Origin of the sequence: Pseudomonas tritici (assembly GCF_014268275.3) — a bacterium.
In the GTDB taxonomy this organism is placed as follows: Bacteria; Pseudomonadota; Gammaproteobacteria; order Pseudomonadales; family Pseudomonadaceae; genus Aquipseudomonas; species Aquipseudomonas tritici.
The window spans coordinates 5,306,775-5,333,580 of sequence record NZ_CP077084.1 but is presented as its reverse complement, the minus strand read 5'-3'; the positions used below and the strand labels follow the sequence as shown (position 1 = coordinate 5,333,580).

At 58.3% G+C, this 26,806-nt stretch carries 29 protein-coding genes, 1 tRNA gene and 1 pseudogene; 23 read left to right on the top strand and 8 right to left on the bottom strand.

Features of this window, described 5'->3' with window-relative positions; genetic code table 11:
• Window positions 1–3 precede the first annotated feature (3 nt).
• A complete protein-coding gene (locus HU722_RS24325) occupies window positions 4–1,155 on the bottom strand; it encodes an S-type pyocin domain-containing protein (protein ID WP_065890009.1) in 1,152 nt (383 codons plus the stop codon).
• Between the two features lie 194 nt (window positions 1,156–1,349).
• On the opposite strand from HU722_RS24325, the gene HU722_RS24320 reads away from it, so the two are divergent.
• Entirely contained in the window at window positions 1,350–1,820 is a 471-nt protein-coding gene (locus HU722_RS24320; RefSeq protein ID WP_065890007.1) for a helix-turn-helix domain-containing protein, read from the top strand.
• Window positions 1,817–2,392 (top strand): PIN domain-containing protein, encoded by a 576-nt coding sequence (locus HU722_RS24315; protein WP_065890006.1) that lies wholly within the window; start codon window positions 1,817–1,819, stop codon window positions 2,390–2,392. The genes HU722_RS24320 and HU722_RS24315 overlap by 4 nt, the downstream gene beginning before the upstream one ends.
• Before the next feature lie 121 nt (window positions 2,393–2,513).
• Here HU722_RS24315 and HU722_RS24310 read toward each other — a convergent pair whose 3' ends face one another.
• Entirely contained in the window at window positions 2,514–2,885 is a 372-nt protein-coding gene (locus HU722_RS24310; protein WP_065874507.1) for a PH domain-containing protein, read from the bottom strand.
• A gap of 143 nt (window positions 2,886–3,028) precedes the next feature.
• Between HU722_RS24310 and HU722_RS24305 the strand changes: the two genes are divergently transcribed.
• Window positions 3,029–3,664, top strand: coding sequence for a LysE family translocator (locus HU722_RS24305; RefSeq protein WP_065890004.1), 636 nt, complete (start codon window positions 3,029–3,031; stop codon window positions 3,662–3,664).
• A gap of 6 nt (window positions 3,665–3,670) precedes the next feature.
• On the opposite strand, the gene HU722_RS24300 is transcribed toward HU722_RS24305, so the two are convergent.
• Window positions 3,671–4,000 (bottom strand): hypothetical protein, encoded by a 330-nt coding sequence (locus HU722_RS24300; RefSeq protein ID WP_065874509.1) that lies wholly within the window; start codon window positions 3,998–4,000, stop codon window positions 3,671–3,673.
• A 168-nt stretch (window positions 4,001–4,168) separates the two neighbouring features.
• On the opposite strand from HU722_RS24300, the gene HU722_RS24295 reads away from it, so the two are divergent.
• The 4 genes from HU722_RS24295 to HU722_RS24280 all read left to right on the top strand — a co-directional run bounded on the left by HU722_RS24295 (window position 4,169) and on the right by HU722_RS24280 (window position 9,219).
• The gene (locus HU722_RS24295; RefSeq protein ID WP_065874510.1) at window positions 4,169–4,705 is read left to right on the top strand and encodes a sigma-70 family RNA polymerase sigma factor; all 537 of its coding nucleotides are present in this window, start codon (window positions 4,169–4,171) and stop codon (window positions 4,703–4,705) included.
• Window positions 4,702–5,667 carry a FecR domain-containing protein gene (locus HU722_RS24290; RefSeq protein WP_083213941.1) on the top strand — a complete coding sequence of 322 codons (966 nt, stop codon included), beginning with the start codon at window positions 4,702–4,704 and terminating at the stop codon, window positions 5,665–5,667. The genes HU722_RS24295 and HU722_RS24290 overlap by 4 nt, the downstream gene beginning before the upstream one ends.
• 92 nt (window positions 5,668–5,759) lie before the next feature.
• Entirely contained in the window at window positions 5,760–8,168 is a 2,409-nt protein-coding gene (locus tag HU722_RS24285) for a TonB-dependent siderophore receptor (protein WP_065880746.1), read from the top strand.
• A 154-nt stretch (window positions 8,169–8,322) separates the two neighbouring features.
• Window positions 8,323–9,219, top strand: coding sequence for a hypothetical protein (locus HU722_RS24280; RefSeq protein ID WP_065890003.1), 897 nt, complete (start codon window positions 8,323–8,325; stop codon window positions 9,217–9,219).
• A gap of 293 nt (window positions 9,220–9,512) precedes the next feature.
• Here HU722_RS24280 and HU722_RS24275 read toward each other — a convergent pair whose 3' ends face one another.
• The 3 genes and pseudogenes from HU722_RS24275 to HU722_RS24265 all read right to left on the bottom strand — a co-directional run bounded on the left by HU722_RS24275 (window position 9,513) and on the right by HU722_RS24265 (window position 11,132).
• The gene (locus tag HU722_RS24275) at window positions 9,513–9,893 is read right to left on the bottom strand and encodes a cupin domain-containing protein (RefSeq protein ID WP_065890001.1); all 381 of its coding nucleotides are present in this window, start codon (window positions 9,891–9,893) and stop codon (window positions 9,513–9,515) included.
• 140 nt (window positions 9,894–10,033) lie between these two features.
• Window positions 10,034–10,426 (bottom strand): annotated as a pseudogene (locus tag HU722_RS24270) (alpha/beta fold hydrolase); the annotation flags it as partial.
• A gap of 190 nt (window positions 10,427–10,616) precedes the next feature.
• Window positions 10,617–11,132, bottom strand: coding sequence for a hypothetical protein (locus HU722_RS24265; protein ID WP_065890000.1), 516 nt, complete (start codon window positions 11,130–11,132; stop codon window positions 10,617–10,619).
• Window positions 11,133–11,683: 551 nt separating this feature from the next.
• Here HU722_RS24265 and HU722_RS24260 point away from each other — a divergent pair.
• Window positions 11,684–11,941, top strand: a complete 258-nt coding sequence (locus HU722_RS24260; protein ID WP_065880748.1) for a DUF3077 domain-containing protein — start codon at window positions 11,684–11,686, stop codon at window positions 11,939–11,941.
• A 164-nt stretch (window positions 11,942–12,105) separates the two neighbouring features.
• Here HU722_RS24260 and HU722_RS24255 read toward each other — a convergent pair.
• A tRNA-Leu gene (locus HU722_RS24255) sits at window positions 12,106–12,190 on the bottom strand.
• A gap of 108 nt (window positions 12,191–12,298) precedes the next feature.
• Between HU722_RS24255 and queA the strand changes: the two genes are divergently transcribed.
• From queA to HU722_RS24225, 6 genes are all read left to right on the top strand, one after another.
• The gene (queA, locus tag HU722_RS24250; RefSeq protein ID WP_065889998.1) at window positions 12,299–13,348 is read left to right on the top strand and encodes a tRNA preQ1(34) S-adenosylmethionine ribosyltransferase-isomerase QueA; all 1,050 of its coding nucleotides are present in this window, start codon (window positions 12,299–12,301) and stop codon (window positions 13,346–13,348) included.
• A gap of 5 nt (window positions 13,349–13,353) precedes the next feature.
• Complete coding sequence (gene tgt / locus HU722_RS24245) at window positions 13,354–14,469, top strand: tRNA guanosine(34) transglycosylase Tgt (RefSeq protein ID WP_175403018.1); 1,116 nt, start codon at window positions 13,354–13,356, stop codon at window positions 14,467–14,469.
• 43 nt (window positions 14,470–14,512) lie between these two features.
• Window positions 14,513–14,851: a preprotein translocase subunit YajC gene (yajC, locus tag HU722_RS24240; protein ID WP_003175975.1), complete on the top strand. Its 339-nt coding sequence runs from the start codon at window positions 14,513–14,515 to the stop codon at window positions 14,849–14,851.
• A gap of 62 nt (window positions 14,852–14,913) precedes the next feature.
• The gene (gene secD / locus HU722_RS24235; protein ID WP_065880750.1) at window positions 14,914–16,782 is read left to right on the top strand and encodes a protein translocase subunit SecD; all 1,869 of its coding nucleotides are present in this window, start codon (window positions 14,914–14,916) and stop codon (window positions 16,780–16,782) included.
• 9 nt (window positions 16,783–16,791) lie between these two features.
• Window positions 16,792–17,706 (top strand): protein translocase subunit SecF, encoded by a 915-nt coding sequence (gene secF, locus HU722_RS24230; RefSeq protein ID WP_065874519.1) that lies wholly within the window; start codon window positions 16,792–16,794, stop codon window positions 17,704–17,706.
• Between the two features lie 124 nt (window positions 17,707–17,830).
• Window positions 17,831–18,373: a glycine zipper 2TM domain-containing protein gene (locus tag HU722_RS24225; RefSeq protein ID WP_015885750.1), complete on the top strand. Its 543-nt coding sequence runs from the start codon at window positions 17,831–17,833 to the stop codon at window positions 18,371–18,373.
• Window positions 18,374–18,598: 225 nt separating this feature from the next.
• On the opposite strand, the gene suhB is transcribed toward HU722_RS24225, so the two are convergent.
• The gene (gene suhB / locus HU722_RS24220) at window positions 18,599–19,414 is read right to left on the bottom strand and encodes a type III secretion system regulator SuhB (RefSeq protein WP_003175971.1); all 816 of its coding nucleotides are present in this window, start codon (window positions 19,412–19,414) and stop codon (window positions 18,599–18,601) included.
• Window positions 19,415–19,559: 145 nt separating this feature from the next.
• Here suhB and trmJ point away from each other — a divergent pair, with 145 nt between their 5' ends.
• The 9 genes from trmJ (at window position 19,560) to fdx (ending at window position 26,803) form a co-directional block, all read left to right on the top strand.
• Window positions 19,560–20,330, top strand: a complete 771-nt coding sequence (gene trmJ / locus HU722_RS24215; RefSeq protein WP_065874520.1) for a tRNA (cytosine(32)/uridine(32)-2'-O)-methyltransferase TrmJ — start codon at window positions 19,560–19,562, stop codon at window positions 20,328–20,330.
• A gap of 2 nt (window positions 20,331–20,332) precedes the next feature.
• On the top strand, window positions 20,333–21,118 hold the full coding sequence (gene cysE / locus HU722_RS24210; protein ID WP_065874521.1) for a serine O-acetyltransferase: 786 nt from the start codon (window positions 20,333–20,335) through the stop codon (window positions 21,116–21,118).
• Between the two features lie 302 nt (window positions 21,119–21,420).
• Window positions 21,421–21,912 (top strand): Fe-S cluster assembly transcriptional regulator IscR, encoded by a 492-nt coding sequence (gene iscR, locus HU722_RS24205; RefSeq protein WP_065874522.1) that lies wholly within the window; start codon window positions 21,421–21,423, stop codon window positions 21,910–21,912.
• A 49-nt stretch (window positions 21,913–21,961) separates the two neighbouring features.
• A complete protein-coding gene (locus HU722_RS24200) occupies window positions 21,962–23,176 on the top strand; it encodes an IscS subfamily cysteine desulfurase (protein ID WP_065874523.1) in 1,215 nt (404 codons plus the stop codon).
• Between the two features lie 99 nt (window positions 23,177–23,275).
• Window positions 23,276–23,662, top strand: a complete 387-nt coding sequence (gene iscU / locus HU722_RS24195; protein WP_003175965.1) for a Fe-S cluster assembly scaffold IscU — start codon at window positions 23,276–23,278, stop codon at window positions 23,660–23,662.
• A 28-nt stretch (window positions 23,663–23,690) separates the two neighbouring features.
• Window positions 23,691–24,014 (top strand): iron-sulfur cluster assembly protein IscA, encoded by a 324-nt coding sequence (gene iscA / locus HU722_RS24190; protein ID WP_003175963.1) that lies wholly within the window; start codon window positions 23,691–23,693, stop codon window positions 24,012–24,014.
• Between the two features lie 8 nt (window positions 24,015–24,022).
• Window positions 24,023–24,544 (top strand): co-chaperone HscB, encoded by a 522-nt coding sequence (gene hscB / locus HU722_RS24185; protein WP_065889996.1) that lies wholly within the window; start codon window positions 24,023–24,025, stop codon window positions 24,542–24,544.
• Between the two features lie 51 nt (window positions 24,545–24,595).
• Window positions 24,596–26,458 carry a Fe-S protein assembly chaperone HscA gene (hscA, locus tag HU722_RS24180; RefSeq protein ID WP_065889994.1) on the top strand — a complete coding sequence of 621 codons (1,863 nt, stop codon included), beginning with the start codon at window positions 24,596–24,598 and terminating at the stop codon, window positions 26,456–26,458.
• 3 nt (window positions 26,459–26,461) lie between these two features.
• Window positions 26,462–26,803: an ISC system 2Fe-2S type ferredoxin gene (gene fdx, locus HU722_RS24175; protein WP_015885743.1), complete on the top strand. Its 342-nt coding sequence runs from the start codon at window positions 26,462–26,464 to the stop codon at window positions 26,801–26,803.
• Window positions 26,804–26,806 lie beyond the last annotated feature (3 nt).

The window sequence follows — 26,806 nt, the reverse complement described above, 5'->3', positions numbered from 1 at the left end:
CCCTCATAGGTATTTTCTGATATTTCGTTTTTTCTTCGGTCCTTTTAGCTGCTCGCCGGTTACGTGGCTGAACGCACCTAGATGACTCCCATCACTTGCTAGATAAACTTCCAACTCCCCATGTTGAGAGTCCCATTCATAGATTCTCCGGCCTTTTTCCTCAATCCAACGCTCTCTCAACCCGGTACCACCCTGTCTGGGAGTCATGGGTTTTGCTTTTATCAGGTTTTCAAAGCCAGTTATTTGTTCAGTATTAGGCGCCTTGTGGTACTTGTGATCACCTGCCTTAACACTCACCACCACATACAGCGGCCGAACCCCCGACTCCACCGGGAACACCAGAATAAAATCCCGATACTCCGGCGGATAAATCGGGTTCACCAGAATCTGCGTGGCCTTCTCCGTCGGCGGGTAAATCCAGATCACCGGCGCTTGCGGTGCAGCCTCCAAGGCTGGAATACCAAGGGTGTCACCCGGATCAATCGCCGGCGTCCATATCAGCTCCACCCCCTCACCCAAATCCGCGACAAACTGATCGCCACGGCGTTGAAACTGCACCACATCAATCATTTGCCAATCGGCATTGTTGCCCGTGTAAAATCCATACCCCTTGAGCGTGCCGTCCTCGCGTTGCTCGATATGCAATCGCATCTGCGAACGCGCCCGTTGCATTGAACGCAATTGCTCCTCGCTGTAGAGCGCGCTATCACCCAGCTCCGATGGCCAAGCCAGCGCCACCAAACCCGTCAACAAGCCACCGGCTACTGAGCCGACGGCGGTGGCTGCTGACTCGAATACCGCCGAACGCAACGCCAACTGCCCTAAGCCAACGGGCAGTGCGCTGCCGCTGATCTTGCGCAAGGCAACCACGCCCTTACCGTCCACTTCGCGGCCACCCAACAGGCTTAAATGGCCGTACTCCTTCAGCTCCAACGGGACGTACCCGGCGGGATTGAAGTAATGGGTGATGCCGTCAGGCAGTTGGCAGGGCTTGATAAAAACGCAGCCGGGAGGTTTGGCTAGCGTAGGTGCTGGGGCGGGGGATGGCTCGAAATAATCAACAGACGGCGAATACGGCACACGCGACGGCTGCGGAGTCAGGATCCGTCGTTTGAGTAACTCTTCTTCAGTGGGGGGATAAAAGCGTTCTGACATGACCGGCTCACTTCCTTGTGCGAGGGAGTGAGCCTACGAGGGGTAATCAGAAGCCGATGTCGGCTTAATTCGGTGGTCGGTGTGGGAAAAGTAGATTGGTGCGTGAGTCAGTAGATCTGTTTCGAATATTGCGATTTTCGTTTGTTTCGTTTAGCGTTGATCTCAACTGAATTGCGTAACGCCGGAGTTGCATCATGATCACCAACCACCTCCCCAAAACGATTCTTCCACTGGAAAAAGAAGTCGAAGCCGCCGTGCAAGGCCAACGCGAATTGGCGTCGCTGCTGTCGACCAAATTTGAAACCCAGCGCATCGACATCTTCGACAAGGAAGACAAACCCCACACGCTCGTACTTCCAACCTCAGCGTTGCGCCTGCTGGTCGATATCCTGGGCGAGTTGGCTATCGGCAATGCCGTCAAGGTAGTGCCGGTGCATGCCGAATTGACCTCGCAGGAGGCTGCCGACCTGCTTAACGTTTCACGCCCGCATCTGGTCAAGATGCTGGAGGAGGGCGCTATTCCTTTTACAAAAACGGGTCGGCATCGGCGAATTCGGTTTTCGGATTTGATGGCGTTCAAGCAGCGGCGAGATCAGGAAAGTCAGGACGCAATGGAGGAACTGGTGCGGCAGACTCGGGAGTTGGGATTGGGGTATGACGAATGAGGTGTTCGCCTTTCACGGCCGTATACGACGCTTGTGTTCTTTACCCGGCAGCACTGCGGGATTTGCTGATGTGGCTTGGTTTATCTGGCCTGTACCGAGCGCGGTGGACCCGTCAGATACATGAGGAGTGGAAACGTAATGTGCTTAAGAACCGACCAGACCTCACTCCGGATCGGGTGAATAATATCTCTGCGTTGATGGACAAGGCCATACCGGACGCGTTGGTAACTGGGTATGAAGATCTGTGTTCAAGCTTGGACTTACCTGATCCGGATGATCGTCATGTGCTGGCTGCAGCCATTCGGAGTAAGGCTGAAGTCATCGTGACCTTTAATTTGAAGGACTTCCCCGCACATGTGTTGGCAGGTTATGACATAGAACCGATGCATCCGGATGACTTTATATCGGACCTTTGGGATTTGGATCAGGCAGCGGTATTAGCTGCGGCGCAGAAACAGAGGCGGGCGTTGGCGCGTCCTTCGATGGATGGGGAAGGTTATCTTGAGATGCTGATGCGGCAAGGGTTGGTGCAGACCAGTAAGGTGCTTGGGCCTTATGAGATCATGCTGTAGGTTTCATGCGGGTAAGTGCTATCGGGGGCAAGTCGAATCGTCGTACCGCCCCCTCCGATATTTTAATCCGGAAACATCTGTTGAATTGTTTAAGCAGCGAAAAGGCCTTGGGACGCCAAGGTCAGCTCAGCAGATGCTTGGAGATCAGCCTGGAGATCTCGACTATGGAAGTTTTCCCCGTGAACTCAAACTTCACCTTCCCCAGCGACGAAAAGTAAATCTCCAACTCCGAATCCAGATCAAATGTCCCGGACGTCTCCACCGAATACGCCACGATGTTCTTGTACGGCAGCGACGTGAAGTCCTTCTTACTGCCAGTAATCCCCTGCACATTCACCGCGATAATCCGCTTGGTGGTAAACACCACGCCATCGCGCATGGCCTTGTACGCGTCGACTACTTCTTCGCCGTCCAGCAGCAGGGCGGTGACGCGTTCGGCGTATTCGTTGTTTTGCTTGAGCTTGAAGAAGCCTTTGTTGTTGAAGTCGATCATGTGCCTGCCCTCTTGGGTGTATGCCGTTTTGCTCGCGGATCTGTATCTAACGCACGCATTTTGAACGCCCTACCATAGCGTCCAACCCTACAACGTTGACCAAATGTTTCGCGTCGACAGCACAACCGTCCAGGAGCCAAACCATGCCTGAAGTGTCCAGCTGGCTAGCCTATGCGCTGATCTCCCTCGGCATGGTGCTGACGCCCGGCCCGAACATGATTTACCTCATTTCCCGTTCGATCTGCCAGGGCCGCACCGCCGGGTATATTTCCCTGGCTGGCGTGGCGTTGGGTTTCCTGGTTTACATGCTGTGCGCGGCGTTGGGGATCACGGCTTTGGTCATGGCGGTGCCGTTTGCCTACGACGCGCTGCGCTTCGGCGGGGCGTTGTACCTGGCCTACATGGCTTGGCAGGCGGTCAGGCCGGGTGGGCGCTCACCGTTCCAGGTGCGGGAGTTGCCCGTGGACAGCCCGCGCAAGTTGTTCACGATGGGCCTGGTGACCAATCTGCTGAACCCCAAGGTGGCGGTGATGTATTTATCGTTGCTGCCCCAGTTCATCGACCCGAATGGCCACGGCAGTGTGCTGGCGCAATCGCTGGTGCTGGGCTTTACGCAGATTTTTATCAGCGTGAGCGTCAACGCGGTGATCGCCACCCTGGCGGGTTCTATTGCGGTGTTTTTCGTCACCCGGCCGGGCTGGCAGGTAGTGCAGCGCTGGTTGATGGGGTCGGTGTTGATGGGGTTGGCGGTGCGTATGACGGTGGAAGGGCGGCGGTAAGTTCGCCTACTGGATGTCTTTAAGGTAATCCCTGAGGTTGGTTAGCGGTGCACGCAGTTCATCGAGCTGATCTGCGTTTTGCACATCAGTCGCCAGCCTCTGCAATTCGCGACCCATTACCGTGTCAGCCCCGCCCAATGCGTTAAGCGCTTGATCAATACACTCGGCAAGTTTGGATTGAATAACCGCCAAACTCTCCTGCCGCACCAACAACCCAAACACCTCCCGCTCATACCCATCCATCACCAGATCATCGCGCAAAAGCGGGCTGCCGCCGTCCGTCTCGTGCACCAGTTTCAGTGCAAAGAGCGCAACCGCTTCCAGCGTCAATTCCATGGTCTCGGTTCCTGGGGCTTTGGGGGGACGGCGATGATCCCTGTTCTGTGGCTGAAAAAAAAGACCCGGGGCTGTATGCCGTCTGTTGCGGTGCGGTCGCTTTTGCTCGTTGTGGTGGCCACTTTTTCTCATTACCATTGGGAACAATTCTTATTCGTAGGGCTTTGTATGCCCCCGCTTCCCGAGTCCGTCGCCGCACCTTTCAGCGTTGGCAGCCTGTATTCGGCCCATCACGGCTGGATTCAACGCTGGCTGGCCAGAAAACTCGGCAATGTCAGTGATGCCGCCGAGCTGGCTCACGATGTCTTTGTCAGGCTGTTGAGCCATCCGCGCGAATTTGGCAGCGAGGGGCACGCGCGTGCGTACCTCAGCACCTTGTCACGCAATGTGTGCGTGGATTTTTTCCGACGCAAGCAGGTGGAGCAAGCCTGGCTTGAGGTGTTGGCGAGCCGACCTGAGGAATGCGCGCCGTCGGAAGAACACCGCGCGTTGGTGTTGGAGGCTCTGGTGCATTTGCAGGCGATGCTCGATCGCTTGCCGGCCAAGGTGTCCGAGGCGTTCTGCCTGGCCCAGATCGAGGGCTTGAGCTATCGCGAAATCGCGGCGCGCATTGGCGTGAGTGAGCGCACCGTCACCAAATACATCGGCCAGGCCATGTTCCAGTGCATGGTGCTGGAGGCCGAGTTGGACGGTGCCTTGTCATGAACACCCAGCCCGGCGGCCTCGACCATGCCACCCTGCAACAAGCCGCTGACTGGTTCGCCCGCCTGAGTGCCGAGCCCAACGCCTTGCCACTGCATGAGGCCTGGCGCCAATGGCATGGACACAGTGAAACCAATCGCCTGGCCTGGAGCTATGTCGCACGCGTAGGGCAACGATTTGCGCCGTTGCAGGAAGATGTCGCGGGGGCCAATAAGACGCTGGAGAATTTGCGCCATTCCCAGCGTTCGCGGCGTCAGGTGTTGCGTGGGTTGTCGGTGGTCATGGGTGGCGCGTTGCTGGGGTGGGGCAGTTGGCAGCAGCGTTGGTTACCGGGGGCCTGGAATACGGATTTCCATACGAGCACCACAGTGCTGGGCGAGCAGCTTTTAGCCGATGGTACGCGCATCTGGCTCAACAGCGGCACGGCGTTGGATGTGAACTTCAACGCCGGCCAGCGCGAGTTGAAGCTCTACAGCGGCGAAATCCTGATCAACACCGGCAAGGACAGCCGGCCTTTTGTTGTCGATACGCCCCACGGCCGCTTGCGTCCGCTGGGTACACGATTCAGCGTGCGTGAACAGGACGGCCGCACCTTGCTCAATGTCTTTGAAGGCAGCGTGGAGGCGACCTGCGTTGATACCCATCAAACCCGCATCGTGCCGGCCGGGCAGGGCGTTACCTTCGACCGACAGCGTCTGGCCGCAACGCAACGCGCGCAGCCGGGGCGTGAGGCTTGGGCAAAGGGCGTGTTGATGGCGAACGATATGCGTCTGGAGGACTTTATCGGTGAACTGGCCAGTTATCGCCATGGCCATCTGGGAGTCGATCCACAGGTCGCCAATCTCCGGGTGATGGGCACCTACCCGCTGCAAGACACCGATCAGGTCCTGGCCATGCTTGAGCAGGTACTGCCCGTGCGCATCGAGCGTCGATTTGCCTGGTGGACCACGGTGGTTCCGCGCTGACGGTTTTTTTGCATTCAGGCTTCCGGTTTTGATTTTTCATTCGAATTAGAGAAGGACAACGGCTTGATGCCTCCTTCGACCGGAACTGTTTTATGTCCTCATTCCTGCGTAACTCACCACAACCTTTAACGCTGGCTATCGCTTTCGCCTTGGCGATTCCCGCCTACCTGAGCATGGCGCCACAGGCGGTAGCCGCTGAACAGTCGAGCGTCCAGACCTACGATCTGCCCGCTGGCGCCCTGGCCGATCAACTCAACCAGCTCGCCGCGCAGGCCGGTATCTACCTGGCCGGTAATGCTGCGCTGACCGCCGGCAAGTCTGGCCCGGCGCTGCGTGGCAGCTACACGGTTGAGCAGGCACTCCAAACGTTATTGGCGGGCAGTGAACTGACGGTGGTGCAGACCGGCGAAGGGCGCTATCAACTACAGCCTGGCGCAGGCGGCGCCTTGCAACTGGGCGCGGTGTCGATTTCCGGCATGGCGCCGGGCTCCACCACCGAAGGTACCGGGCTGTACACCACCTACTCGTCCAGCAGTTCGACGCGGCTGAACCTGACCCAGAAAGAAACCCCGCAATCGCTCACCGTCATCACCCGCCAGCGCCTCGACGACCAGAAGCTCACCAACCTCACCGAAGTGCTGGAAGCCACGCCGGGCATCACCGTACTGCGCGTCGGTGTGGGTGCAGAGAACGATACGTACTGGTCCCGTGGATTCCAGATCAACAACTTCGAAATCGACGGCGTACCCACCTCGGCGCGCCTGGACAACACCACGCAAAACACCGCAATGTACGACCGCGTTGAAGTGGTGCGCGGCGCCACCGGCCTGATCAGCGGCTCGGGCACGCCCTCGGCGACCATCAACCTGATCCGCAAGCGTCCTACCGCCGAGGCCCAAGCCAGCATCACCGGCGAGGCCGGCAGTTGGGATCGCTACGGCACCGGTTTTGATGTGTCCGGGCCGCTGAACGACAGCGGCAATATCCGCGGGCGCCTGGTGGTGGACTACAAGAAACAGAACTCCTGGGTCGACCGCGTCAACACCGACTCCCAACTGGTCTACGGCATTTCCGAGTTCGACCTCAGCGAAGCGACCATGCTCACGGTGGGTTTCAGCTACATCAACAACCAGGTCAACGACCCGCTGCGTACTGGTTTCCAGATGTTCTACAGCAACGGCAACCGCACCCACTTCAGCCGCTCTGCCAACAGCGCACCGGACTGGGCCTACAACGACCGCAAGCAGACCAATGTCTTCACCTCCATCGAGCATCAGTTCGATAACGGCTGGAGCGGCAAGGTGGAAGTCAGCCATACCCAGAATGAGTTCGATGAGCTGATCAACTACATGAACGGTGATATCGACCAAGCCACCGGGCAGGGCGCCTACCTGTATCCCAACCGCTGGTCCGGCACGCCACGGCAGAACAACCTCGACGCCTACCTCACCGGGCCGTTCAACCTGTTCGGGCGCGAGCATGAGTTGATCGCCGGCGTCACGATGTCGCGCTACGAGGAAAACACCCCAAGCCACGGCGGCTGGTTTGGCCCCTGGACCGGCTATAACGGCACCGTGCCGAACATCTTCAATTGGAACGGCAGCGGCGCCAACCGCCCGGACACCACACCCGTGGGCAAAACCCACATCGAAGAAAACCAGTACGCGGCCTACCTGACCTCACGCTTCCACGTTACCGACAACACCGCCGTCATCCTCGGCGGTCGCGTCACCGACTGGAAGCGCAACAACCAAGTCACGGTATACGCCGATCCGACCCAGAACACCGAAAGCAAGGAAACCCGTAACGGTGTGTTCCTGCCCTATGCCGGCATCGTCTACGACCTGAGCAACACGTGGTCGGTATATGCCAGCTACACCAAGATTTTCAATCCGCAGGCCTACGGCATCCACGACGAAAACAACAAAGCCCTGGAGCCGCAGGAAGGCACCGGTTATGAAGTGGGGCTCAAGGGGAGCTTCAACGACGACAAACTCAACGCCAGCCTGGCACTCTTCAAGATCGACCAGGACAACCTCGCGGTCTACGTGCGCAGCCCGGACATCTACCGCCTGGAGCAAGGAACGACCACCCAAGGCGTCGAGCTGGAACTCAACGGCGAACTGAGCGAAGGCTGGCAAGCGTCGGCGGGTTACGCCTACAGCGTAAGTACCAACCAGGATGACGAACGCATCGTCACCACCAGCCCGCGGCATAGCCTCAAGACGTTCACCACATATCGCCTGCCGGGCGTGTTCGACAAAGTGACCGTGGGCGGCGGGGTCAACTGGCAAAGCAAGACAGGGCAGGATCTGCATACGTTTGAGCAAGGCAGTTATGCGCTGACCAACCTGATGGCGCGGTATGAAATCAGTAAAAACCTCAGTGCGACGTTGAACGTCAACAACGTGTTTGATCGCAGTTATTACGCCTACGCCGATAGCTGGAGCGTCTACGGTGCGCCGCGTAACTTCATGACGAGCTTCAAATACACGTTTTGAGGATTAAGTTGCGGCGACCAAGGAACGATATTAATTAGCCATGTTCCTACGCGCAGTGCCAGGCTTCCCGGTCACACAGATGACCGGGTACAAGGCTCATTTGGCGCTGCGTTGACAGCCCGCACTTTACCCACTGACAAGGACGCAAACACCCATGCAACCATCTCCCACTCATGCCCCAGCCACCACGGGCGAACTGATCGCGACGTTCCGCCAAGGCAAAGCTTTCCTGATTTTCAGCCTGATATTGGCCGCTGCGCTTTTGGGCCTCGCCGTATTCGTCTTCTACCTGAGCACGATTGTGCCGATGGGCAATGACGGCCCGGTTAGCCTTCACACGTCCCGAGGCATGACCCTGAATTTCGCCAGCCAACACAGCGTGTTTTATTTCACCAGCGGTTTGTTGGCCGTTGTGGGGCTGTGCATAGTAGGTATCTACGTTTGGCAAAAAAAACTGCGCAACACCCACTACGAAGTGTATGAACACGGCCTCGTGCGCATCACCAAAGACCAGCGCGACTACACACCGTTTACTGAAATTGAAGACCTGTATCTGTTCAGCTCCGGGCAAACCGTATTGACCGGCCTGATCACAAACCTGGCCTATCGCCGTAATGCCGCAGAGCCGTTTCATCGGGTGATCGAAACCCTCAAAGGCTTTCAGAAGTTTCAGGAACTGGTCCGTGACCTACACGTCCGCGCGCGCCTGCCAGCCGTGGCAGAAGCCTTGGAGGCGGGCCGTTCGGTCACCTTCAATTGCATCAACTCCAAGCAGGTCTGGGGCAAGCGAGTGACCGGCAACTTCCTGAAAATCACCACGTCGCCCATTGTGGTGAACCGGGATTTCCTCGAGTACCAGGGCAACACAGTGCCGATGTCGTCGCTGCGCACGGTAGACCTCAACGCCTGGACCGAAAACGTAGTGATCAAGGACGAGAACGGCAAGCCCGTCTTGTCGACCATCGCCACCGGCATTCTGAGCCATGACCTCTTCCTCAATACGCTTGATGTCGTGTTGGCGGTAGAAGAGCAGGCACGCGCACCAGCTTGAGCCTACGTTGGCGACCACAGTTGTCTGCGCGCTGATTGTCGTACTGAAATAAACCTACCGACCGCTCGGCAAGGGCGGTCGGGTCTCGACCTGTTCGAGGCTTACACGGTAGGTGGTGCAAGTGTCGCTGTCTTCCAGGTAGAGGTTGCTCTGGTAATCCGACCGAGACGGCGCCCTTGACTGTGATGTGCAGGCCGTTGGCGACGCGGCGGCATGATCGGGTTCTTCCTTGAAGGATGGCGCTAGATCATAACGGTTTGAAAGGACTGGCGACCTCAAGGAAATGCCAACCCTCAGACCCACTGATCATTCACGGCGGTACGGTCCCCACCTTCATGCCCGGTGTTCAAGATGCCCCGTGGCTCGATCATCATCAACTTGGCTTCGCCTTCGGCGGCGGTTCGGTGCTCTATGCCGCGAGGGACTACGTAGAGTTCACCTGGCGCTACATAGACCGGGCCGTTTGGGAGGTCGATACGTAGCGTGCCCTCCAGCACCAGGAAGGCCTCGTCGGTTTCGGGGTGGGAGTGCCAGATGAATTCGCCTTCGATGCGTACTACCTTGAATTGGTAGTCGTTCATCTCGGCGACGACGCGTGGGCTCCAGTGTTGGTCGATGAGGGAGGCTTTTTGGGTGAGGTTTATGGGATTTGTTGGAGGCTGTGGCTGGACCATGACGGGGACTCGGGTGGGTGAGGGTGGTCAGGTTAGCGAAGGAGGGGGAAGGAGAGCTTGTACGATCCTGCAAGTTGGTGAGGGGCGGGGACGATCACTTGTAAGGATGTGCTTGTCCGCTCTGGGCCAAAAGCTATCGCTCAGGGGTTCAGATACTTGATGACAGCACCGGCAAACAGATCTGGCTGATCAAGCATGATGAAGTGAAAACTGCCGTCAATGCGCCTGAAGCTGATGTTTGGGGTTGAGGCATAGGCGTTACGGAACATTGCATCAACTTGGGACGCCTCTATGCCGTAATGCGAGTCGTAGGCATAAACGACCTCGACAGGCACCTTGATGCGTCCAAGCTCAGGCCGCAAATCGGTAACCATCAGTTCATACATGGCATCGGCCATAGTCTTTCGGTCCGAGTTTATCCCCGCTGCCACCAGGCCTGGTCTGGCCGCTTCGGTTTTGGCAAGACGGGCGATGGAGGCATGCTGCATAGCTTCCACCTGCTCAGGCGTAGCCGCTAACATTGCATCCTGCACGCATGGCGCTTCCCTTTTCGTGCAATGCGAAGTGGTATTTCCGATGTCGAAATCGCCAATTGCACCGATGGGTAAGCCGCTTAACGGGGTCATAGCCATTCCTTTGACCGAAAAATTATTGCCACTATACGGCGTACAAAAGCGTGTCCGATCCTCTCTATTAGCGTGCATCGAGTATCAACGAGCGAGTTCAAATAGTGCGTTTGCTTTCATGGACATCTCGAAGTGCAAGCCACGCCAAGTAGAAGACACCCGTGCGTCCGCAGAACAAGCCGACGGTAAATCCTGATGCGGCACCAGCAAGGACGAGCATTTCCACAGTGGCCGAGAATTCTGGATGTACGGCAGCTTGATAACCGATGAAGTATTTCACGGCAAAAAAGAGAAGCGAGATACCAAGAACTTTCCATGTCCCAGGCACGATCAGATGCTTGCCCTCCTCGTCCAAAGCCAGTCCGCGTCGAGGAAATAGTGCAAATGCGACTAAGCCACCTAAAAGCATTCCCGTGAACCAACTGCCAACGGTCAACTCAACGCGGTCCGCATAGCTAAGAGAAAGGAGTGACCAGATCACCAAAACAACCGGTGTGATGACCAGCGACCGCTGACTTTCACGACTGGTTATCCTAGCACTCAAACCGTAGTAGCAGACCAAGAGAAATGCGCCGTAAACCCAGAGTGGCGTGCCTTCCAGAGCATCGAGCATTGTTCAACTTCCTTGCCAACGTTTGTAGCCGGATGCTGGCACAGCCTCGTAAATGTTGCCAATTATTTGAAACAAGACGAGCGCCCTCAAGAGGCTGCATCGGAATGTCGACGGGCTGATCCGTATGCCTATCTCAAAGATGTGCTGACAACGGGCCAATGAGATCTGCCAACTGCTACCGCATCAGTGGGTGCCGGCCTGAATTACGCAAGGTGAGTTGGCGTGCGCTTACGGAACACCCCTTTCTTATCGTGTCGGGTCATACGCGTTGACTATCGCACCCCACTGCATTTCATGGTCTTCGACCGCAACATTTCATTCGCAACCAGACACCGCGATACGAATGTCCCATAAGCACTTACACCAATGTTGTATGCCAACCCATGATGCGTCTTCTTGGTTATCAGGGCGCTTAGTGGCGCCCGAAAACACGAGGCCCTTCTTTAAAAAACGACTCGGCTCCAGGTTTGTTGAGAAATCGAATGACTCCCAATTTAGGCCAGAGCCGAGGAGAAGAATCGTTCGATTTGAGCGTCTAACGCCTCGGCGTCATCACCTTCTTCACCTGCGGCAAACAACCCAACCTTCGCCACCTATTCCGCGTGAATTCCGGCGTACCCATTCGCGATGCCCTGGAGCATGCCTCCGAGCTTCTCCATTGTTCAAAAATGCTGGCATTGGATGCCGCCATGGACAACAGCGCAGATCGCCACGCCTGGGCGGCGCATTATTTGGGGGAGATGGCGAAGGCGGTGGTGGATGATTTGGCGAATGGGGTGGTGGAGGAGGGGGAAGGGGTTGGTGTGTAGGCAGGGGATTTGAGGTGTTGGGGCTGGCGTCATCGCAGGCAAGCCAGCTCCCACAGTAGATCGTGTTGCAGACAGATAGTGGGTGGTGAGCAGTGAATCAGCTGGCCGCCCACTTTTCTACAGGCGAAAAAAAAGACCTTGAATTTCAAGGTCTTTCTTTAAGATGGTGCCCCGAGGGAGAATCGAACTCCCACTTCTTTCGAAAACGGATTTTGAATCCGCCGCGTCTACCAATTCCGCCATCAGGGCTCAATGGCGGCGAAGTATAGAGATGAGATTACCGTTGGTCAATCACGTTTCATGGTCAATTTTCACTATTTCCGCTAGACTTCCCGGCCCTGCTAGACGAACCCCATCATGCGCGTTGCTGACTTTACTTTTGAGCTCCCTGATTCGCTGATCGCTCGCCACCCTTTGGCCGAGCGTCGCGCCAGTCGACTGCTGACCCTGGACGGGGTGAGCGGTGCCCTCGCACACCGTCAATTCACTGATTTGCTTGAGCATTTGCGCCCAGGCGATCTGATGGTGTTCAACAATACCCGGGTGATTCCGGCGCGGCTGTTTGGCCAGAAAGCTTCCGGCGGCAAGCTGGAAATTCTGGTGGAGCGGGTGCTGGACAGCCATCGTGTGCTGGCCCATGTACGCTCCAGCAAGTCGCCGAAACCGGGCTCGGTCATCTTGATCGATGGCGGCGGCGAAGCCGAGATGGTGGCGCGTCATGATGCGCTGTTCGAGCTCAAGTTCGCCGAAGAGGTGTTGCCGCTGCTGGAGCGCGTCGGCCATATGCCGTTGCCTCCTTATATAGACCGCCCCGACGAAGACGCGGACCGCGAGCGCTATCAGACGGTGTACTCCCAGCGCCCCGGTGCCGTCGCTGCGCCGACGGCCGGGCTGCATTTTGACCAGCCGCTGCTGGATGCGATTGCCGCCAAGGGCGTCGAGACCGCTTATGTGACCCTGCACGTGGGGGCCGGTACGTTTCAGCCGGTGCGTGTGGATAACATTGAAGACCACCATATGCACAGTGAGTGGCTGGAAGTCGGCCAGGACGTCGTGGATGCGGTTAACGCGTGCAAGGCGCGTGGCGGGCGAGTGGTGGCGGTGGGGACGACCAGCGTGCGCTCGCTGGAGAGTGCGGCGCGTGATGGCGTGCTCAAGCCGTTCAGTGGCGACACCGATATCTTTATTTACCCAGGCCGGCCGTTCCATGTGGTCGATTGCCTGGTGACCAACTTCCATTTGCCGGAATCCACACTGTTGATGCTGGTGTCGGCATTTGCCGGTTACCCGGAAACCATGGCCGCTTATCAAGCCGCCATCGCTAACGAGTACCGTTTTTTCAGCTACGGTGATGCGATGTTTATCACCCGCAATCCGGCGCCGCGCGGCCCAGAGGAACAATCATGAGTCGTATGTCGTTTGAATTGCTGGCCACGGATGGTAAAGCTCGCCGCGGCCGTTTGACCTTTCCACGCGGCACCGTCGAGACCCCGGCCTTTATGCCAGTGGGTACCTACGGCACCGTTAAAGGCATGATGCCGCGCGACATCGTCGCCACCGGTGCCGAGATTATCCTCGGCAACACCTTCCACCTGTGGCTGCGCCCGGGCACGGAAGTGATCAAGAAGCATGGCGACCTGCATGACTTCATGAAGTGGCAAGGCCCGATCCTCACTGACTCCGGTGGTTTCCAGGTGTTCAGCCTGGGCGCCATGCGCAAGATCAAGGAGGAGGGCGTGACCTTCGCCTCGCCGGTCGACGGTTCCAAGGTGTTCATGGGCCCGGAAGAGTCGATGCAGGTGCAGCGCGACCTGGGCTCCGACATCGTGATGATTTTTGACGAGTGCACGCCGTACCCGGCTGACGAAGACGTCGCGCGGATTTCCATGGAGTTGTCCCTGCGTTGGGCCCAGCGTTCGAAGAATGCCCACGGCGACAACACGGCGGCGTTGTTCGGTATCGTCCAGGGCGGCATGCATGAAAGCCTGCGTAAACGCTCGCTGGAGGGCCTCGACAAGATCGGCTTTGACGGCCTGGCCATCGGCGGTTTGTCGGTGGGCGAGCCCAAGCACGAGATGATCAAGGTGCTGGATTACCTGCCGGGCCTGATGCCCGCTGAAAAACCTCGTTACCTTATGGGCGTTGGCAAACCGGAAGATCTCGTAGAGGGTGTGCGCCGCGGTGTGGACATGTTCGATTGCGTGATGCCAACCCGTAATGCCCGCAATGGGCATCTGTTCATTGATACAGGCGTGCTGAAGATCCGTAACGCGTTCCATCGCCATGATGATTCGCCGCTGGATCCCACCTGTGATTGCTACACCTGCCAGAACTTCTCCCGTGCTTATCTGCACCATCTGGACAAGTGCGGGGAAATGCTGGGTAGCATGTTGAATACCATCCACAATTTGCGTCACTACCAAGTCCTGATGGCTGGTTTGCGCGAGGCTATTCAACAGGGTACATTGGCCGCCTTCGTCGATGCCTTCTATGCCAAGCGCGGGCTCCCTGTGCCGCCCTTGGACTGAGTTTTCCGACCCTAAGATTCACTATTTGCAACTGGAGTGCTAAATGAGCTTTTTTATCTCTAACGCCATGGCTGACGCCGCTGCGCCTGCTGCTGCCGGCCCTATGGGCGGTGGTTTCGAGTGGATTTTCCTGGTCGGCTTCCTGGTCATCTTCTACCTGATGATCTGGCGCCCACAGGCCAAGCGCGCCAAAGAGCAGAAAAACCTGCTGGGCAGCCTGCAGAAAGGCGACGAAGTTGTGACCACCGGCGGCATCGCTGGCAAGATCACCAAGGTTTCCGATGCTTTCGTGGTGCTGGAAGTCTCCGACACCGTAGAAATGAAGTTCCAGAAGGGCGCCATCGCTGCCACGCTGCCAAAAGGCACGCTCAAAGCGATCTAAGTAACAACCTTTACCAATCGACGGGGCGCGCAAGGCGCCCCGCGTTATAAGCGGGCGGCGTGATGCTGAACAAATACCCTCTGTGGAAATACGTACTGATCCTGGCGGTGCTGGCGATCGGTTTTATTTATTCCGCTCCCAATCTCTATCCTGATGACCCTGCGATCCAGATCTCTGGCGCCAGCACTTCGCTGCAGGTCAATCAGGCTGATCTGGACCGTGCGAGCAAAGCGCTCACTGACGCGGGCATTCAGGTTAAAGCGGCAACTTTGGCGGCTGGTTCGAAAGGCGGCTTGTTGCGCCTGACCAAGCAAGAAGACCAATTGCCGGCTAAAGATGTCGTGCGCAAGGCCATGGGTGACGACTACGTCGTTGCATTAAACCTGGCACAGACCACGCCACAATGGCTGCGCAGCATTGGCGCGCACCCGATGAAGCTGGGTCTGGACTTGTCCGGTGGTGTGCACTTCCTGCTGGAAGTCGATATGGACAAAGCCCTCGACGCCCGTCTGAAAGTCTACGAAGGCGACGTGAAGAGCCTGTTGCGTAAAGAGCGCCTGCGTTATCGCAGCCTGCCGCAGCTCAACGGTGCCATCCAGCTGGGCTTCTCTGACGAAGCTTCCCGCGAACAGGCCCGTGCGCTGATCCGCAAGAACTTCAACGATTTCGATATCGTACCGGCTGACCTCAATGGCCAGGCTGTACTGCGTCTGGCGATGAGCCCGGCCAAGATCGCGGAAATCCGTGAATACTCCATCAAGCAGAACTTGACCACGGTACGTAACCGCGTCAACGAGCTGGGTGTGGCCGAGCCGATCGTTCAGCGCCAGGGTGCCAACCGCATCGTGGTTGAGCTGCCGGGCGTACAGGACACCGCTGAAGCCAAGCGTATCCTGGGTAAAACCGCCAACCTGGAATTCCGCCTCGCGGCTGAGCCGGGTGCTACCCGCGCCACTTCCGAAGAGTTCGAGTTCCGCGAAGGTAACCGTCCTCCAGCGCTGATCGAGCGTGGCTTGATCATCACCGGTGACCAGGTGACTGACGCCAAGGCGGGTTTTGGCGAGCACGGTACCCCTGAAGTGAACATCCGCCTGGATGGCCACGGCGGCGAACTGATGAGCCGCGCTACGCGCAGCAACGTCGGTCGCAGCATGGCGGTGATCTTCATCGAGCAACGCCCGGTGACCACCTACACCAAGCAAATGGTCAACGGCGTCGAGAAAGACGTGCCGGTACAGACCTTCAAGGAAGAGAAGAAGATCATCAGCCTGGCGACCATCCAGTCGCCGCTGGGTGCTCAATTCCGCATCACCGGCCTGAACGGTCAGGGTGAGTCCTCGGAACTGGCCCTGTTGCTGCGTGCCGGTGGCCTGGCTGCGCCGATGTACTTCGCTGAAGAACGTACCATCGGCCCGAGCCTGGGTGCCGACAACATCACCAAGGGTGTCGACGCAGCCTTGTGGGGCATGCTGTTTGTGTCGCTGTTCATCATCGCCATCTACCGTTTCTTCGGCGTCATCGCCACTGTGGCCCTGGCGGGCAACATGGTGATGTTGCTGGCCTTGATGTCGCTGCTGGGCGCTACGCTGACCCTGCCAGGTATCGCCGGTATCGTACTCACCATGGGTATGGCGGTGGACGCCAACGTGCTGATCTTCTCGCGGATTCGTGAAGAGATCGCCAATGGCATGACCGTACAGCGTGCAATCAACGAAGGCTTCGGCCGGGCATTTACCGCGATTCTCGACTCCAACCTGACCACATTGCTGGTCGGCGGGATTCTCTTTGCCATGGGCACCGGCCCGGTCAAAGGTTTTGCGGTGACCATGTCCCTCGGTATCTTTACCTCGATGTTCACGGCCATCATGGTGACCCGCGCAATGGTCAACCTGATCTATGGCGGGCGTGACTTCAAGAAGTTGTGGATTTAAGGGGCTGCCATGTTACGTACAATCAACTTCATGGGCGTTCGCAACATTGCGTTCGGCGCCACTGTGCTCCTTACCGTTCTGGCGTTGTTCAGCTGGTTCCATAAGGGCCTGAACTACGGGCTGGACTTCACCGGCGGTACGCTCATTGAGCTGACCTACGAGAAGCCGGCCGACGTTACCGTGGTGCGCAACGAGCTGGTCAAGGCCGGCTATCACGAAGCCATCGTGCAGAACTTCGGGGCGACCACCGATCTGCTGGTGCGTATGCCGGGCGAAGACCCGCAACTGGGTCACCAGGTCGCCGAAGCCTTGCAGAAGGTCGGCGGCGACAACCCGGCATCGGTTAAGCGCGTCGAATTCGTCGGCCCACAAGTCGGTGAAGAACTGCGCGACCAGGGCGGCCTCGGCATGCTGATGGCGCTGGCGGGTATCATGATTTACCTGGCGTTCCGCTTTCAGTGGAAGTTCGGTGTCGGCGCCATTGTTTCGCTGATCCACGACGTGATCGTGACCGTTGGCATCCTGGCTTACTTCCAGATCACCTTCGACCTGACCGTTTTGGCGGCCGTGCTGGCGATCATTGGTTACTCGCTCAACGACACCATCGTGGTATTCGACCGGGTTCGTGAGAACTTCCGCGTACTGCGCAAAGCGACGCTGATTGAGAACATCAATATCTCCACCACGCAGACCCTGCTGCGGACCATGGCGACGTCAATCTCCACCTTACTGGCGATTGCGGCACTGATGATCTTTGGCGGCGACAACCTGTGGGGCTTCTCCCTGGCGCTGTTCATCGGCGTGCTGGCGGGTACCTACTCGTCGATCTACATTGCCAACGTGGTGCTGATCTGGCTGAACCTCAACAGCGAAGACTTGATCCCTCCTGCCGCTACCGGCAAGGAGGTTGACGACCGCCCTTGATGGGGTGTCGTTGACTTGCTGTTACAAAGAAGGCACGAGTATTGAACTCGTGCCTTTTTTTTTGCTCCAAGGCTGGGTATAGCGCGGATCGTTCGGTCCGTTTGTGATGGTCAGGAGGTTCAACGTGAACAAGTCGTTACTGGTTGGTGCGGTATTGGGTGCTGTCGGTGTGACTGCCGGGGGTGCTGTCGCCACCTACAGCCTGGTAAAAAGCGGCCCTGAGTATGCGCAAGTGCTGGCGGTGCAGCCGGTGAAAACCCAGATCAAAACCCCGCGAGAGGTCTGCAAGGACGTCGCGGTAACCCGGCAGAAGCCGGTGCAGGATCAGCATCAGATCGTTGGTACCGTGGTCGGTGCGCTGGCCGGTGGCCTGCTGGGCAACCAGGTCGGTGGCGGCAATGGTAAGAAGCTGGCAACCGTAGCCGGTGCGGTCGGCGGTGGTTATGCCGGTAACAAAGTTCAGGAAGGCATGCAGAACCGCGATACCTACACCACTACCCAGACTCGCTGTAACACCGTCAACGATATCAGCGACAAGGTTGTCGGCTATGACGTGCGTTACACCTTGGATGGCAAGGAAGGCTCGGTGCGTATGGATCGTGATCCAGGCGGCCAGATTCCAGTCGACAAGGAAGGGCGCTTGGTGCTGGGCCAGAACCAGCAGTAATCCCAAGCCTGGTACAGATGCAAAAAATTGTGTGAGTTCAAAAATGTGGGAGGGGGCTTGCCGCCGATAGTGGTGGGTCAGTCAGCTTATTAGGTGCTGACCCACTGCAATCGGGGGGCAAGCCCTCTCCCACAATTGATTTGTGTTGTTGCTGGAGTTGCGGCAAACCTCAAATCCCAGGCATAAAAAAAGCACCCCTAAGGGTGCTTTTTTGTGCCTGCTCGCTTAGCGCTTCAGCGAAGCCGGCAGGTGCGGCTGGATCGCCGTCAGCACTGCCTTGAAGCATTTGGTGTTGCCGGCAACCACGTGGCCTTTCTCCAGGAAGTCATGACCACCGGTGAAGTCGCTCACCAGGCCGCCAGCTTCTTGAATGAGTAGTGCGCCTGCCGCCATGTCCCACTCGGACAGGCCCGACTCCCAGAATGCATCAAAACGACCAGCAGCCACATAAGCCAAGTCCAGGCTCGCTGCGCCAGCGCGACGGATACCAGCGGTCTGGCCAACCAGGGCGCGGAACATACCCAGGTAGTTTTCCAGGTTGTCCATCTGGTCGTCACGGAACGGGAAGCCGGTACCCAGCAGGGCGCCGTCGAGGCTGGTGCGACCGCTGACGCGCAGGCGACGACCGTTCAGTTGGGCGCCACGGCCACGGCTGGCGGTGAATTCTTCCTGGCGGACCGGGTCCAGCACAACAGCGTGTTCCAGGCGGCCACGGTATTTGCACGCGATGCTCACGGCAAAGTGCGGGATGCCGCGCAGGAAGTTCGTGGTGCCATCCAGTGGGTCGATGATCCACAGGTAGTCTTCGCCTTCGCCGCTACCTTTGTGCAGGCCGGTTTCTTCGCCGAGAATGCCGTGGGTAGGGTAGGCCTTGCGCAGGGCGTCGATGATTTTCTGTTCGGCGGCGCGATCCACCTCGGATACATAATCCTTGGCGTCTTTTTCGTCGACCTTGATGGTATCCAGGCGCTCGATGGAGCGGAAGATCAATTCACTGGCGCTGCGGGCGGCGCGCAGCGCGATATTCAGCATGGGCTGCATGGATAGGTCACCTAAGGTTGTTAAAGAAAGCCGAGCAGTTTAGCAGAAACTTTCTTCAGGTGAAGGACGACGTTAGCTTTCATGGCATAACCTTAGGCTGTTCTGTAAGATTTGCTCCCCTTTCCCGTGTCCGAGAGCGCCTCCCTTGCTGCAAAACATTCGTGTCGTCTTGGTCAATACCAGTCATCCCGGCAACATCGGTGGGGTGGCGCGAGCCATGAAAAACATGGGTCTGACGCGCCTGGTGCTGGTCGAGCCGCGCCTGTTTCCGCACCACGAAGCCGATGCTCGCGCGTCCGGCGCCAATGACCTCCTGGAAAAAGCTCAGGTCGTCGCCACTCTGGAAGACGCGCTGGTCGGCTGCAACCTGGTGCTTGGCACCAGCGCCCGCGACCGTCGCATCCCTTGGCCTCTGCTGGATCCGCGCGAGTGCGGCACCAAAGTGGTGGAAGAGGCCGCCGGCGGCGCGGAAATCGCCTTGGTATTCGGCCGTGAAGACTCCGGCCTGACCAATGAAGAGCTGCAGCGATGTCATTACCACGTGCACATTCCATCAGACCCTGAGTTCAGCTCGCTGAATCTCGGGGCAGCGGTGCAGGTGTTGACTTACGAAGTGCGCATGGCTTGGCTGGCCGCCGAAGGTCAGCCGAGTAAAGTGGAAAAGGATGAAGTTGCATCGACCAAAAGTGGCGAGTTGGCCACCATGGACGAGTTGGAGCGATTCTATGAGCACTTGGAGCAAACCCTCGTGGCCATCGAATTCCTCGATCCGGACAAGCCCCGGCACTTGATGGCGCGCCTGCGTCGCCTGTACGGGCGTAGCTCGGTGAGCCGAGCGGAAATGAATATATTGCGTGGCATCCTCACGGAAACCCAGAAAGCGGCCCGTGGCGAGCTTCTTAAGCGGAAGGATTAAAAATGTTCGAGCGTTTGCGAGAAGATATCCAGAGTGTTTTCCACCGTGACCCGGCGGCGCGCAACGCCTTTGAAGTGCTGACCTGCTACCCCGGCATGCACGCGATCTGGATTCACCGCCTGTCCGGCGCCTTGTGGGGCATGGGTTGGAAATGGCTGGCGCGGTTGGTGTCGAACTTTGGCCGCTGGTTGACCGGGATCGAGATTCATCCCGGCGCCAAAGTCGGGCGTCGCTTCTTCATCGACCATGGCATGGGGATCGTCATCGGCGAAACCGCTGAGATTGGCGATGACGTGACGCTGTACCAGGGCGTGACCCTCGGTGGCACCAGTTGGAACAAGGGCAAGCGCCACCCGACGCTGGGCGATGGCGTAGTGGTAGGGGCGGGCGCGAAGGTGCTCGGCCCGTTCACCGTCGGTGCCGGGGCCAAGGTGGGTTCCAATGCCGTGGTGACCAAGGCCGTGCCGCCTGGCGCTACCGTTGTCGGTATCCCTGGCCGAATCATCGTCAAGCCGGAAGCCGGTGATGAGCAAGAAGCCAAGCGCAAGGCCATGGCCGAGAAGATCGGTTTCGATGCCTATGGTGTCAGCGAAGACATGCCTGACCCGGTCGCGCGCGCCATTGGCCAGTTGCTCGACCACCTGCAAGCGGTGGACGGCAAGCTGGAGGGTATGTGCGGTGCGTTGAAAGACCTTGGCAGCCCTTACTGCGCCAAAGATCTGCCCGAATTGCGCGAAGAGGATTTTGCCGAGATCAAGGACGAAGCCGCCACCACCAAGGCCAGCTAAGGTCTAAAGACCGCTGCAAAACCCATGTGGGAGCGGGCTTGCTCGCGAATACGGAGTGTCAGTCACCAGGGATATCGACTGATTCACCGCTTTCGCGAGCAAGCCCGCTCCCACATTTGATGTCCTCTGGTCTCGCAATTTCCGTTCGACCTTGTTGCCGCTGTTCGTCCCCACCCCATCCTGCTATGATTCGCGCGCCCTTTTTACGGGTAATCCTGACTAAAGTACTAGGTCTTATAGTTGACTTAAATACTCGGGAATCGCATACTTGCTCCCATTCTGAAACACCTTGGTACTTGTCCATGAGACTGACTACAAAAGGCCGATACGCGGTGACCGCCATGCTTGACCTGGCTTTGCACGCGCAAACTGGGCCTGTGTCCCTGGCCGATATCTCCGAGCGCCAAGGCATTTCCCTGTCCTACCTCGAGCAGCTGTTCGCCAAGTTGCGCCGTAGCAATCTGGTTTCCAGTGTGCGTGGTCCAGGTGGCGGCTATCAACTGTCCCGCGACATGCAGGGCATCCAGGTGGCTCAGGTGATCGACGCGGTCAACGAATCCGTCGATGCGACCAAATGCCAGGGCCAGGGTGATTGCCACGCCGGCGACACCTGCCTGACGCACCACTTGTGGTGCGATCTGAGCCTGCAGATCCATGAGTTTTTGAGTGGTATCAGCTTGGCTGATCTTGTGACTCGCCGTGAGGTGCAAGAAGTAGCCCAGCGTCAGGACCAGCGCCGTTGCAACACCAAGGCGCCGCGTCTGGACAAGATTGAAGCGTCCGCCGTCGAGTGACAGCCGAAGAGCTAACGGCACGCCAGCCAGCCTGATTAGGAGAAAGTCCATGAAATTGCCGATTTACCTTGATTACTCAGCGACCACCCCGGTTGATCCGCGTGTCGCGCAAAAGATGAGCGAATGCCTGCTGGTTGACGGAAACTTCGGCAACCCTGCCTCCCGTTCCCACGTATTCGGCTGGAAAGCCGAGGAAGCGGTCGAGAACGCCCGTCGCCAGGTCGCCGACCTGGTTGGCGCAGACCCGCGTGAAATCGTCTGGACCTCCGGTGCCACCGAGTCCGACAACTTGGCAATCAAGGGCGCGGCGCATTTCTACGCGACCAAAGGCAAGCACCTGATCACCACCAAGATTGAGCACAAGGCTGTCCTCGACACCATGCGCCAACTGGAGCGTGAAGGTTTCGAGGTGACCTACCTCGAGCCAACCACCGACGGTATCGTCACCCCGGCCATGATCGAAGCCGCGCTGCGTGAAGACACCATCCTGGTTTCCGTGATCCACGTGAACAACGAAATCGGCACCATCAACGACATCGCGGCCATCGGCGAGCTGACCCGTTCCAAGGGCATCCTGCTGCACGTCGACGCTGCTCAGTCCACCGGCAAGGTCGATATCGACCTGTCGAAACTGAAAGTCGACCTGATGTCGTTTTCTGCCCACAAGACCTACGGTCCTAAAGGCATCGGCGCGCTGTACGTGAGCCGCAAGCCTCGCGTGCGCATTGAAGCGACCATGCACGGCGGCGGTCACGAGCGCGGCATGCGTTCGGGCACCCTGGCGACCCACCAGATCGTCGGCATGGGCGAAGCCTTCCGCGTAGCCAAGGAAGACATGGCTGCCGAAAACGTGCGCATCAAGGCACTCAGCGATCGCTTCTATAAGCAGGTCGAGAACCTTGAAGAGCTGTACATCAACGGCAGCATGACCGCCCGTGTACCGCACAACCTGAATTTGAGCTTCAACTATGTCGAAGGCGAGTCGCTGATCATGGCGCTCAAGGACCTGGCGGTTTCGTCCGGCTCGGCCTGCACCTCGGCCTCGCTTGAGCCTTCGTATGTTTTGCGCGCCCTGGGCCGCAACGACGAACTGGCACACAGCTCGATCCGCTTTACGTTCGGCCGCTTCACCACCGAAGAGCAAATCGACTACGCCGCGCAAAAAGTTTGCGAAGCTGTCAACAAGCTGCGCGTTCTGTCGCCGCTGTGGGACATGTACAAAGACGGTGTCGATATTTCCAAGATCGAGTGGGCGGCACACTAACTATAGAAGCCGCCACCCCAGCTCTGTAGCAACGTGGCGGAAAACGCAGGCGTTTCTACAGGGTTCCAGAGCGGCCCTGATGAGTGAGGATTCAGTACCATGGCTTACAGCGAAAAGGTCATCGACCACTACGAAAACCCGCGCAACGTCGGCAAGATGAACGCGGAAGACCCTGATGTCGGCACCGGCATGGTCGGCGCTCCGGCGTGCGGCGATGTGATGCGCCTGCAGATCAAGGTCAACGACGCTGGCGTTATCGAAGACGCCAAGTTCAAGACCTACGGCTGCGGTTCGGCCATCGCCTCCAGCTCCCTGGCGACAGAATGGATGAAAGGCAAGACCCTGGATGAGGCTGTCACTATCAGCAACACCCAGCTGGCCGAAGAACTGGCCCTGCCGCCAGTGAAAATCCACTGCTCGGTACTCGCTGAAGACGCCATCAAGGCGGCCGTTCGCGACTACAAGCAGAAGAAAGGCTTGATCTAAGCATTTGGCGACAGGTAAGGAGTCAACGATGGCTATCAGCATGACAGAAGCGGCTGCGCAGCACATTCGCCGCTCCCTGAATGGGCGCGGTAAAGGTGAGGGGATTCGTCTGGGTGTTCGCACCACGGGCTGTTCCGGCCTTGCCTACGTGCTGGAGTTTGTCGACGAGGTGGTTGCGGAAGACCAGGTGTTCGAAAGTCACGGCGAGAAAGTGATCATCGACCCTAAAAGCCTGACCTACCTGGACGGCACCGAACTCGATTTCGTCAAGGAAGGGTTGAACGAAGGCTTCAAGTTCAACAACCCCAACGTACGCGGTGAATGTGGCTGCGGCGAAAGCTTCAACATCTGAGGCTATTCGTGGGCACTCCTTGTCATTTCGCTTTATTCGAGCTGCAGCCGAGCTTTCGGCTGGACCTCGAGCAGCTTGCCACGCGCTACCGAGAACTGGCGCGTGGAGTGCATCCGGACCGCTTCGCTGACGCTTCCGAGCGTGAGCAACGCCTGGCGCTGGAGCAATCGGCCAGCCTCAACGAAGCCTATCAGACGCTGAAAAACCCACCCAAGCGTGCGCGTTACCTGCTCGCGATGAACGGTGGCGAGTTGCCGCTTGAAGTCACGGTGCACGACCCCGACTTCCTGATGCAGCAGATGCAGTGGCGCGAAGAACTCGAAGACTTGCAGGACGAAGCCGATGTGGCGGGTGTCGCAGTCTTCAAACGTCGTCTGAAAGCGGCCCAGGATGAGCTCAACGAAAGCTTCGCAGCTTGTTGGAATGATGCAGCGCAACGCGAACAGGCCGAACGCCTGATGCGGCGCATGCAGTTCCTCGACAAGCTCTCCTACGAAGTGCGCCAGCTAGAAGAGCGCCTCGACGATTAACCCAGTGCTGCCCGTGATGCACGCCTGATAGACAGATAAGACCTGATTACCATGGCCCTACTGCAAATCGCCGAACCCGGCCAAAGCCCCCAACCGCACCAGCGTCGCCTGGCGGTCGGTATTGACCTGGGCACTACCAATTCTCTGGTTGCTGCCTTGCGCAGCGGCCTGTCCGAACCGCTGCCCGACGCCGATGGCCAGGTGATCCTGCCGTCTGCCGTGCGTTACCACGCTGATCGCACCGAAGTCGGTGAGTCGGCCAGATTGGCAGCGTCTACCGATCCTTTGAACACTGTGCTGTCGGTCAAGCGCTTGATGGGTCGTGGGCTGTCCGACGTCAAGCAACTGGGCGACCAACTGCCGTACCGCTTTATCGGCGGCGAATCCCATATGCCGTTTATCGATACCGTCCAGGGCCCGAAAAGCCCGGTGGAAGTGTCGGCCGATATTCTCAAGGTGCTGCGCCAGCGCGCAGAAACCACCTTGGGCGGCGAACTGGTAGGGGCTGTGATCACCGTGCCGGCGTATTTCGATGACGCCCAGCGCCAGGCGACCAAGGACGCGGCGAAACTCGCCGGCCTGAACGTGTTGCGCCTGCTCAACGAGCCGACCGCAGCCGCTGTGGCTTACGGTTTGGACCAGCATGCCGAAGGCCTGGTCGCGATTTACGATCTGGGCGGCGGTACCTTTGATATTTCGATCCTGCGCCTGACCGGCGGTGTTTTTGAAGTGCTGGCCACCGGTGGTGACACCGCCTTGGGTGGCGATGACTTCGATCACGCCATCGCGGGCTGGATCATCAGCAGTGCCGGCTTGTCTGCCGACCTCGACCCGGGCGAACAGCGCAACCTGTTGCAAACTGCCTGTGCCGCCAAGGAAGCGCTGACGGAGGCTGTATCCGTTGAAGTGTCCTACGGCACTTGGTCGGCCCAGCTGACGCGCGAAGCCTTCGATTCGTTGATCGAGCCGATGGTCGCTCGTAGCCTCAAGGCCTGCCGCCGCGCTGTGCGTGATTCCGGTGTCGAGCTGGAAGATGTCGGTGCCGTGGTCATGGTTGGCGGTTCTACCCGCGTGCCACGTGTTCGCGACGCTGTCGCCGAGGCCTTTGGTCGCCAACCGCTGACCGAAATCGATCCGGATCAAGTGGTCGCCATTGGCGCTGCAATCCAGGCCGATACCCTGGCCGGCAACAAACGTGATGGTGGCGAACTGCTTCTGCTTGACGTGATTCCACTGTCCCTGGGGCTGGAAACCATGGGCGGCCTGATGGAGAAGGTGATCCCACGCAACACCACCATCCCCGTCGCCCGCGCCCAAGACTTCACTACTTACAAAGATGGCCAGACGGCCATGATGATTCATGTGCTGCAAGGCGAACGCGAGCTGATCAGCGATTGCCGCTCCCTGGCGCGCTTTGAGTTGCGCGGCATTCCGGCGATGGTGGCCGGTGCCGCGAAGATCCGCGTGACCTACCAGGTCGACGCCGATGGCCTGCTCAGTGTCGCTGCGCGCGAATTGGCTTCGGGCGTTGAAGCCAGCATCCAGGTCAAGCCGTCCTACGGCCTCACCGACGGCGAAATCGCCAAGATGCTCAAGGATTCGTTCCAATACGCCGGTGACGACAAGGTCGCCCGCGTACTGCGTGAGCAGCAAGTCGATGCCCAGCGCCTGCTCGAAGCCGTGCAGGGTGCCCTGGATGCGGACGGCGAGCGCCTGCTGGACGCCGAAGAGCGCATGGTTATCGACCTGCAGATGCAGGAGCTGGCCGAACTGATGAAAGGCACCGATGGCTACGCCATCGAGCAACAGACCAAGCGTCTGTCGCAAGTGACCGATGCCTTTGCCGCCCGCCGTATGGACCAGTCGGTAAAAGCCGCCCTGGCGGGGCGCAACCTGAATGAACTCGAGGAATAATTAATGCCGCAGGTCATTTTTCTGCCACACGCCGAGCATTGCCCGGACGGTATGGTCGTGGAGGCTGAGACCGGCAAGTCCATCCTCGAAGTTGCCCATGACAACCACATCGAAATCGAAAGCGCCTGCGGCGGTGTGTGCGCCTGCACCACTTGTCATTGCGTCATTCGCGAGGGCTTCAACAGCCTTGAAGAGGCTGATGAGCTGGAAGAGGACTTTCTTGATCGTGCGTGGGGCCTGGAAGCGACTTCGCGTCTAAGCTGTCAGGCAAAGGTCGGGACGGAAGACATCACCGTCGAAATTCCGAAGTATTCCCTCAACCATGCAGCCGAAGCGCCGCATTGATTC

Excerpts from the sequence above, each read along its gene's own strand:
- HU722_RS24325 (WP_065890009.1), bottom strand. The coding sequence starts at position 1,155 with ATGTCAGAACGCTTTTATCCCCCCACTGAAGAAGAGTTACTCAAACGA.
- HU722_RS24320 (WP_065890007.1), top strand. The coding sequence starts at position 1,350 with ATGATCACCAACCACCTCCCCAAAACGATTCTTCCACTGGAAAAAGAA.
- HU722_RS24315 (WP_065890006.1), top strand. The coding sequence starts at position 1,817 with ATGAGGTGTTCGCCTTTCACGGCCGTATACGACGCTTGTGTTCTTTAC.
- HU722_RS24310 (WP_065874507.1), bottom strand. The coding sequence starts at position 2,885 with ATGATCGACTTCAACAACAAAGGCTTCTTCAAGCTCAAGCAAAACAAC.
- HU722_RS24305 (WP_065890004.1), top strand. The coding sequence starts at position 3,029 with ATGCCTGAAGTGTCCAGCTGGCTAGCCTATGCGCTGATCTCCCTCGGC.
- HU722_RS24300 (WP_065874509.1), bottom strand. The coding sequence starts at position 4,000 with ATGGAATTGACGCTGGAAGCGGTTGCGCTCTTTGCACTGAAACTGGTG.
- HU722_RS24295 (WP_065874510.1), top strand. The coding sequence starts at position 4,169 with ATGCCCCCGCTTCCCGAGTCCGTCGCCGCACCTTTCAGCGTTGGCAGC.
- HU722_RS24290 (WP_083213941.1), top strand. The coding sequence starts at position 4,702 with ATGAACACCCAGCCCGGCGGCCTCGACCATGCCACCCTGCAACAAGCC.
- HU722_RS24285 (WP_065880746.1), top strand. The coding sequence starts at position 5,760 with ATGTCCTCATTCCTGCGTAACTCACCACAACCTTTAACGCTGGCTATC.
- HU722_RS24280 (WP_065890003.1), top strand. The coding sequence starts at position 8,323 with ATGCAACCATCTCCCACTCATGCCCCAGCCACCACGGGCGAACTGATC.
- HU722_RS24275 (WP_065890001.1), bottom strand. The coding sequence starts at position 9,893 with ATGGTCCAGCCACAGCCTCCAACAAATCCCATAAACCTCACCCAAAAA.
- HU722_RS24265 (WP_065890000.1), bottom strand. The coding sequence starts at position 11,132 with ATGCTCGATGCTCTGGAAGGCACGCCACTCTGGGTTTACGGCGCATTT.
- queA (WP_065889998.1), top strand. The coding sequence starts at position 12,299 with ATGCGCGTTGCTGACTTTACTTTTGAGCTCCCTGATTCGCTGATCGCT.
- tgt (WP_175403018.1), top strand. The coding sequence starts at position 13,354 with ATGTCGTTTGAATTGCTGGCCACGGATGGTAAAGCTCGCCGCGGCCGT.
- yajC (WP_003175975.1), top strand. The coding sequence starts at position 14,513 with ATGAGCTTTTTTATCTCTAACGCCATGGCTGACGCCGCTGCGCCTGCT.
- secD (WP_065880750.1), top strand. The coding sequence starts at position 14,914 with ATGCTGAACAAATACCCTCTGTGGAAATACGTACTGATCCTGGCGGTG.
- secF (WP_065874519.1), top strand. The coding sequence starts at position 16,792 with ATGTTACGTACAATCAACTTCATGGGCGTTCGCAACATTGCGTTCGGC.
- suhB (WP_003175971.1), bottom strand. The coding sequence starts at position 19,414 with ATGCAGCCCATGCTGAATATCGCGCTGCGCGCCGCCCGCAGCGCCAGT.
- cysE (WP_065874521.1), top strand. The coding sequence starts at position 20,333 with ATGTTCGAGCGTTTGCGAGAAGATATCCAGAGTGTTTTCCACCGTGAC.
- iscR (WP_065874522.1), top strand. The coding sequence starts at position 21,421 with ATGAGACTGACTACAAAAGGCCGATACGCGGTGACCGCCATGCTTGAC.
- HU722_RS24200 (WP_065874523.1), top strand. The coding sequence starts at position 21,962 with ATGAAATTGCCGATTTACCTTGATTACTCAGCGACCACCCCGGTTGAT.
- iscU (WP_003175965.1), top strand. The coding sequence starts at position 23,276 with ATGGCTTACAGCGAAAAGGTCATCGACCACTACGAAAACCCGCGCAAC.
- iscA (WP_003175963.1), top strand. The coding sequence starts at position 23,691 with ATGGCTATCAGCATGACAGAAGCGGCTGCGCAGCACATTCGCCGCTCC.
- hscA (WP_065889994.1), top strand. The coding sequence starts at position 24,596 with ATGGCCCTACTGCAAATCGCCGAACCCGGCCAAAGCCCCCAACCGCAC.
- fdx (WP_015885743.1), top strand. The coding sequence starts at position 26,462 with ATGCCGCAGGTCATTTTTCTGCCACACGCCGAGCATTGCCCGGACGGT.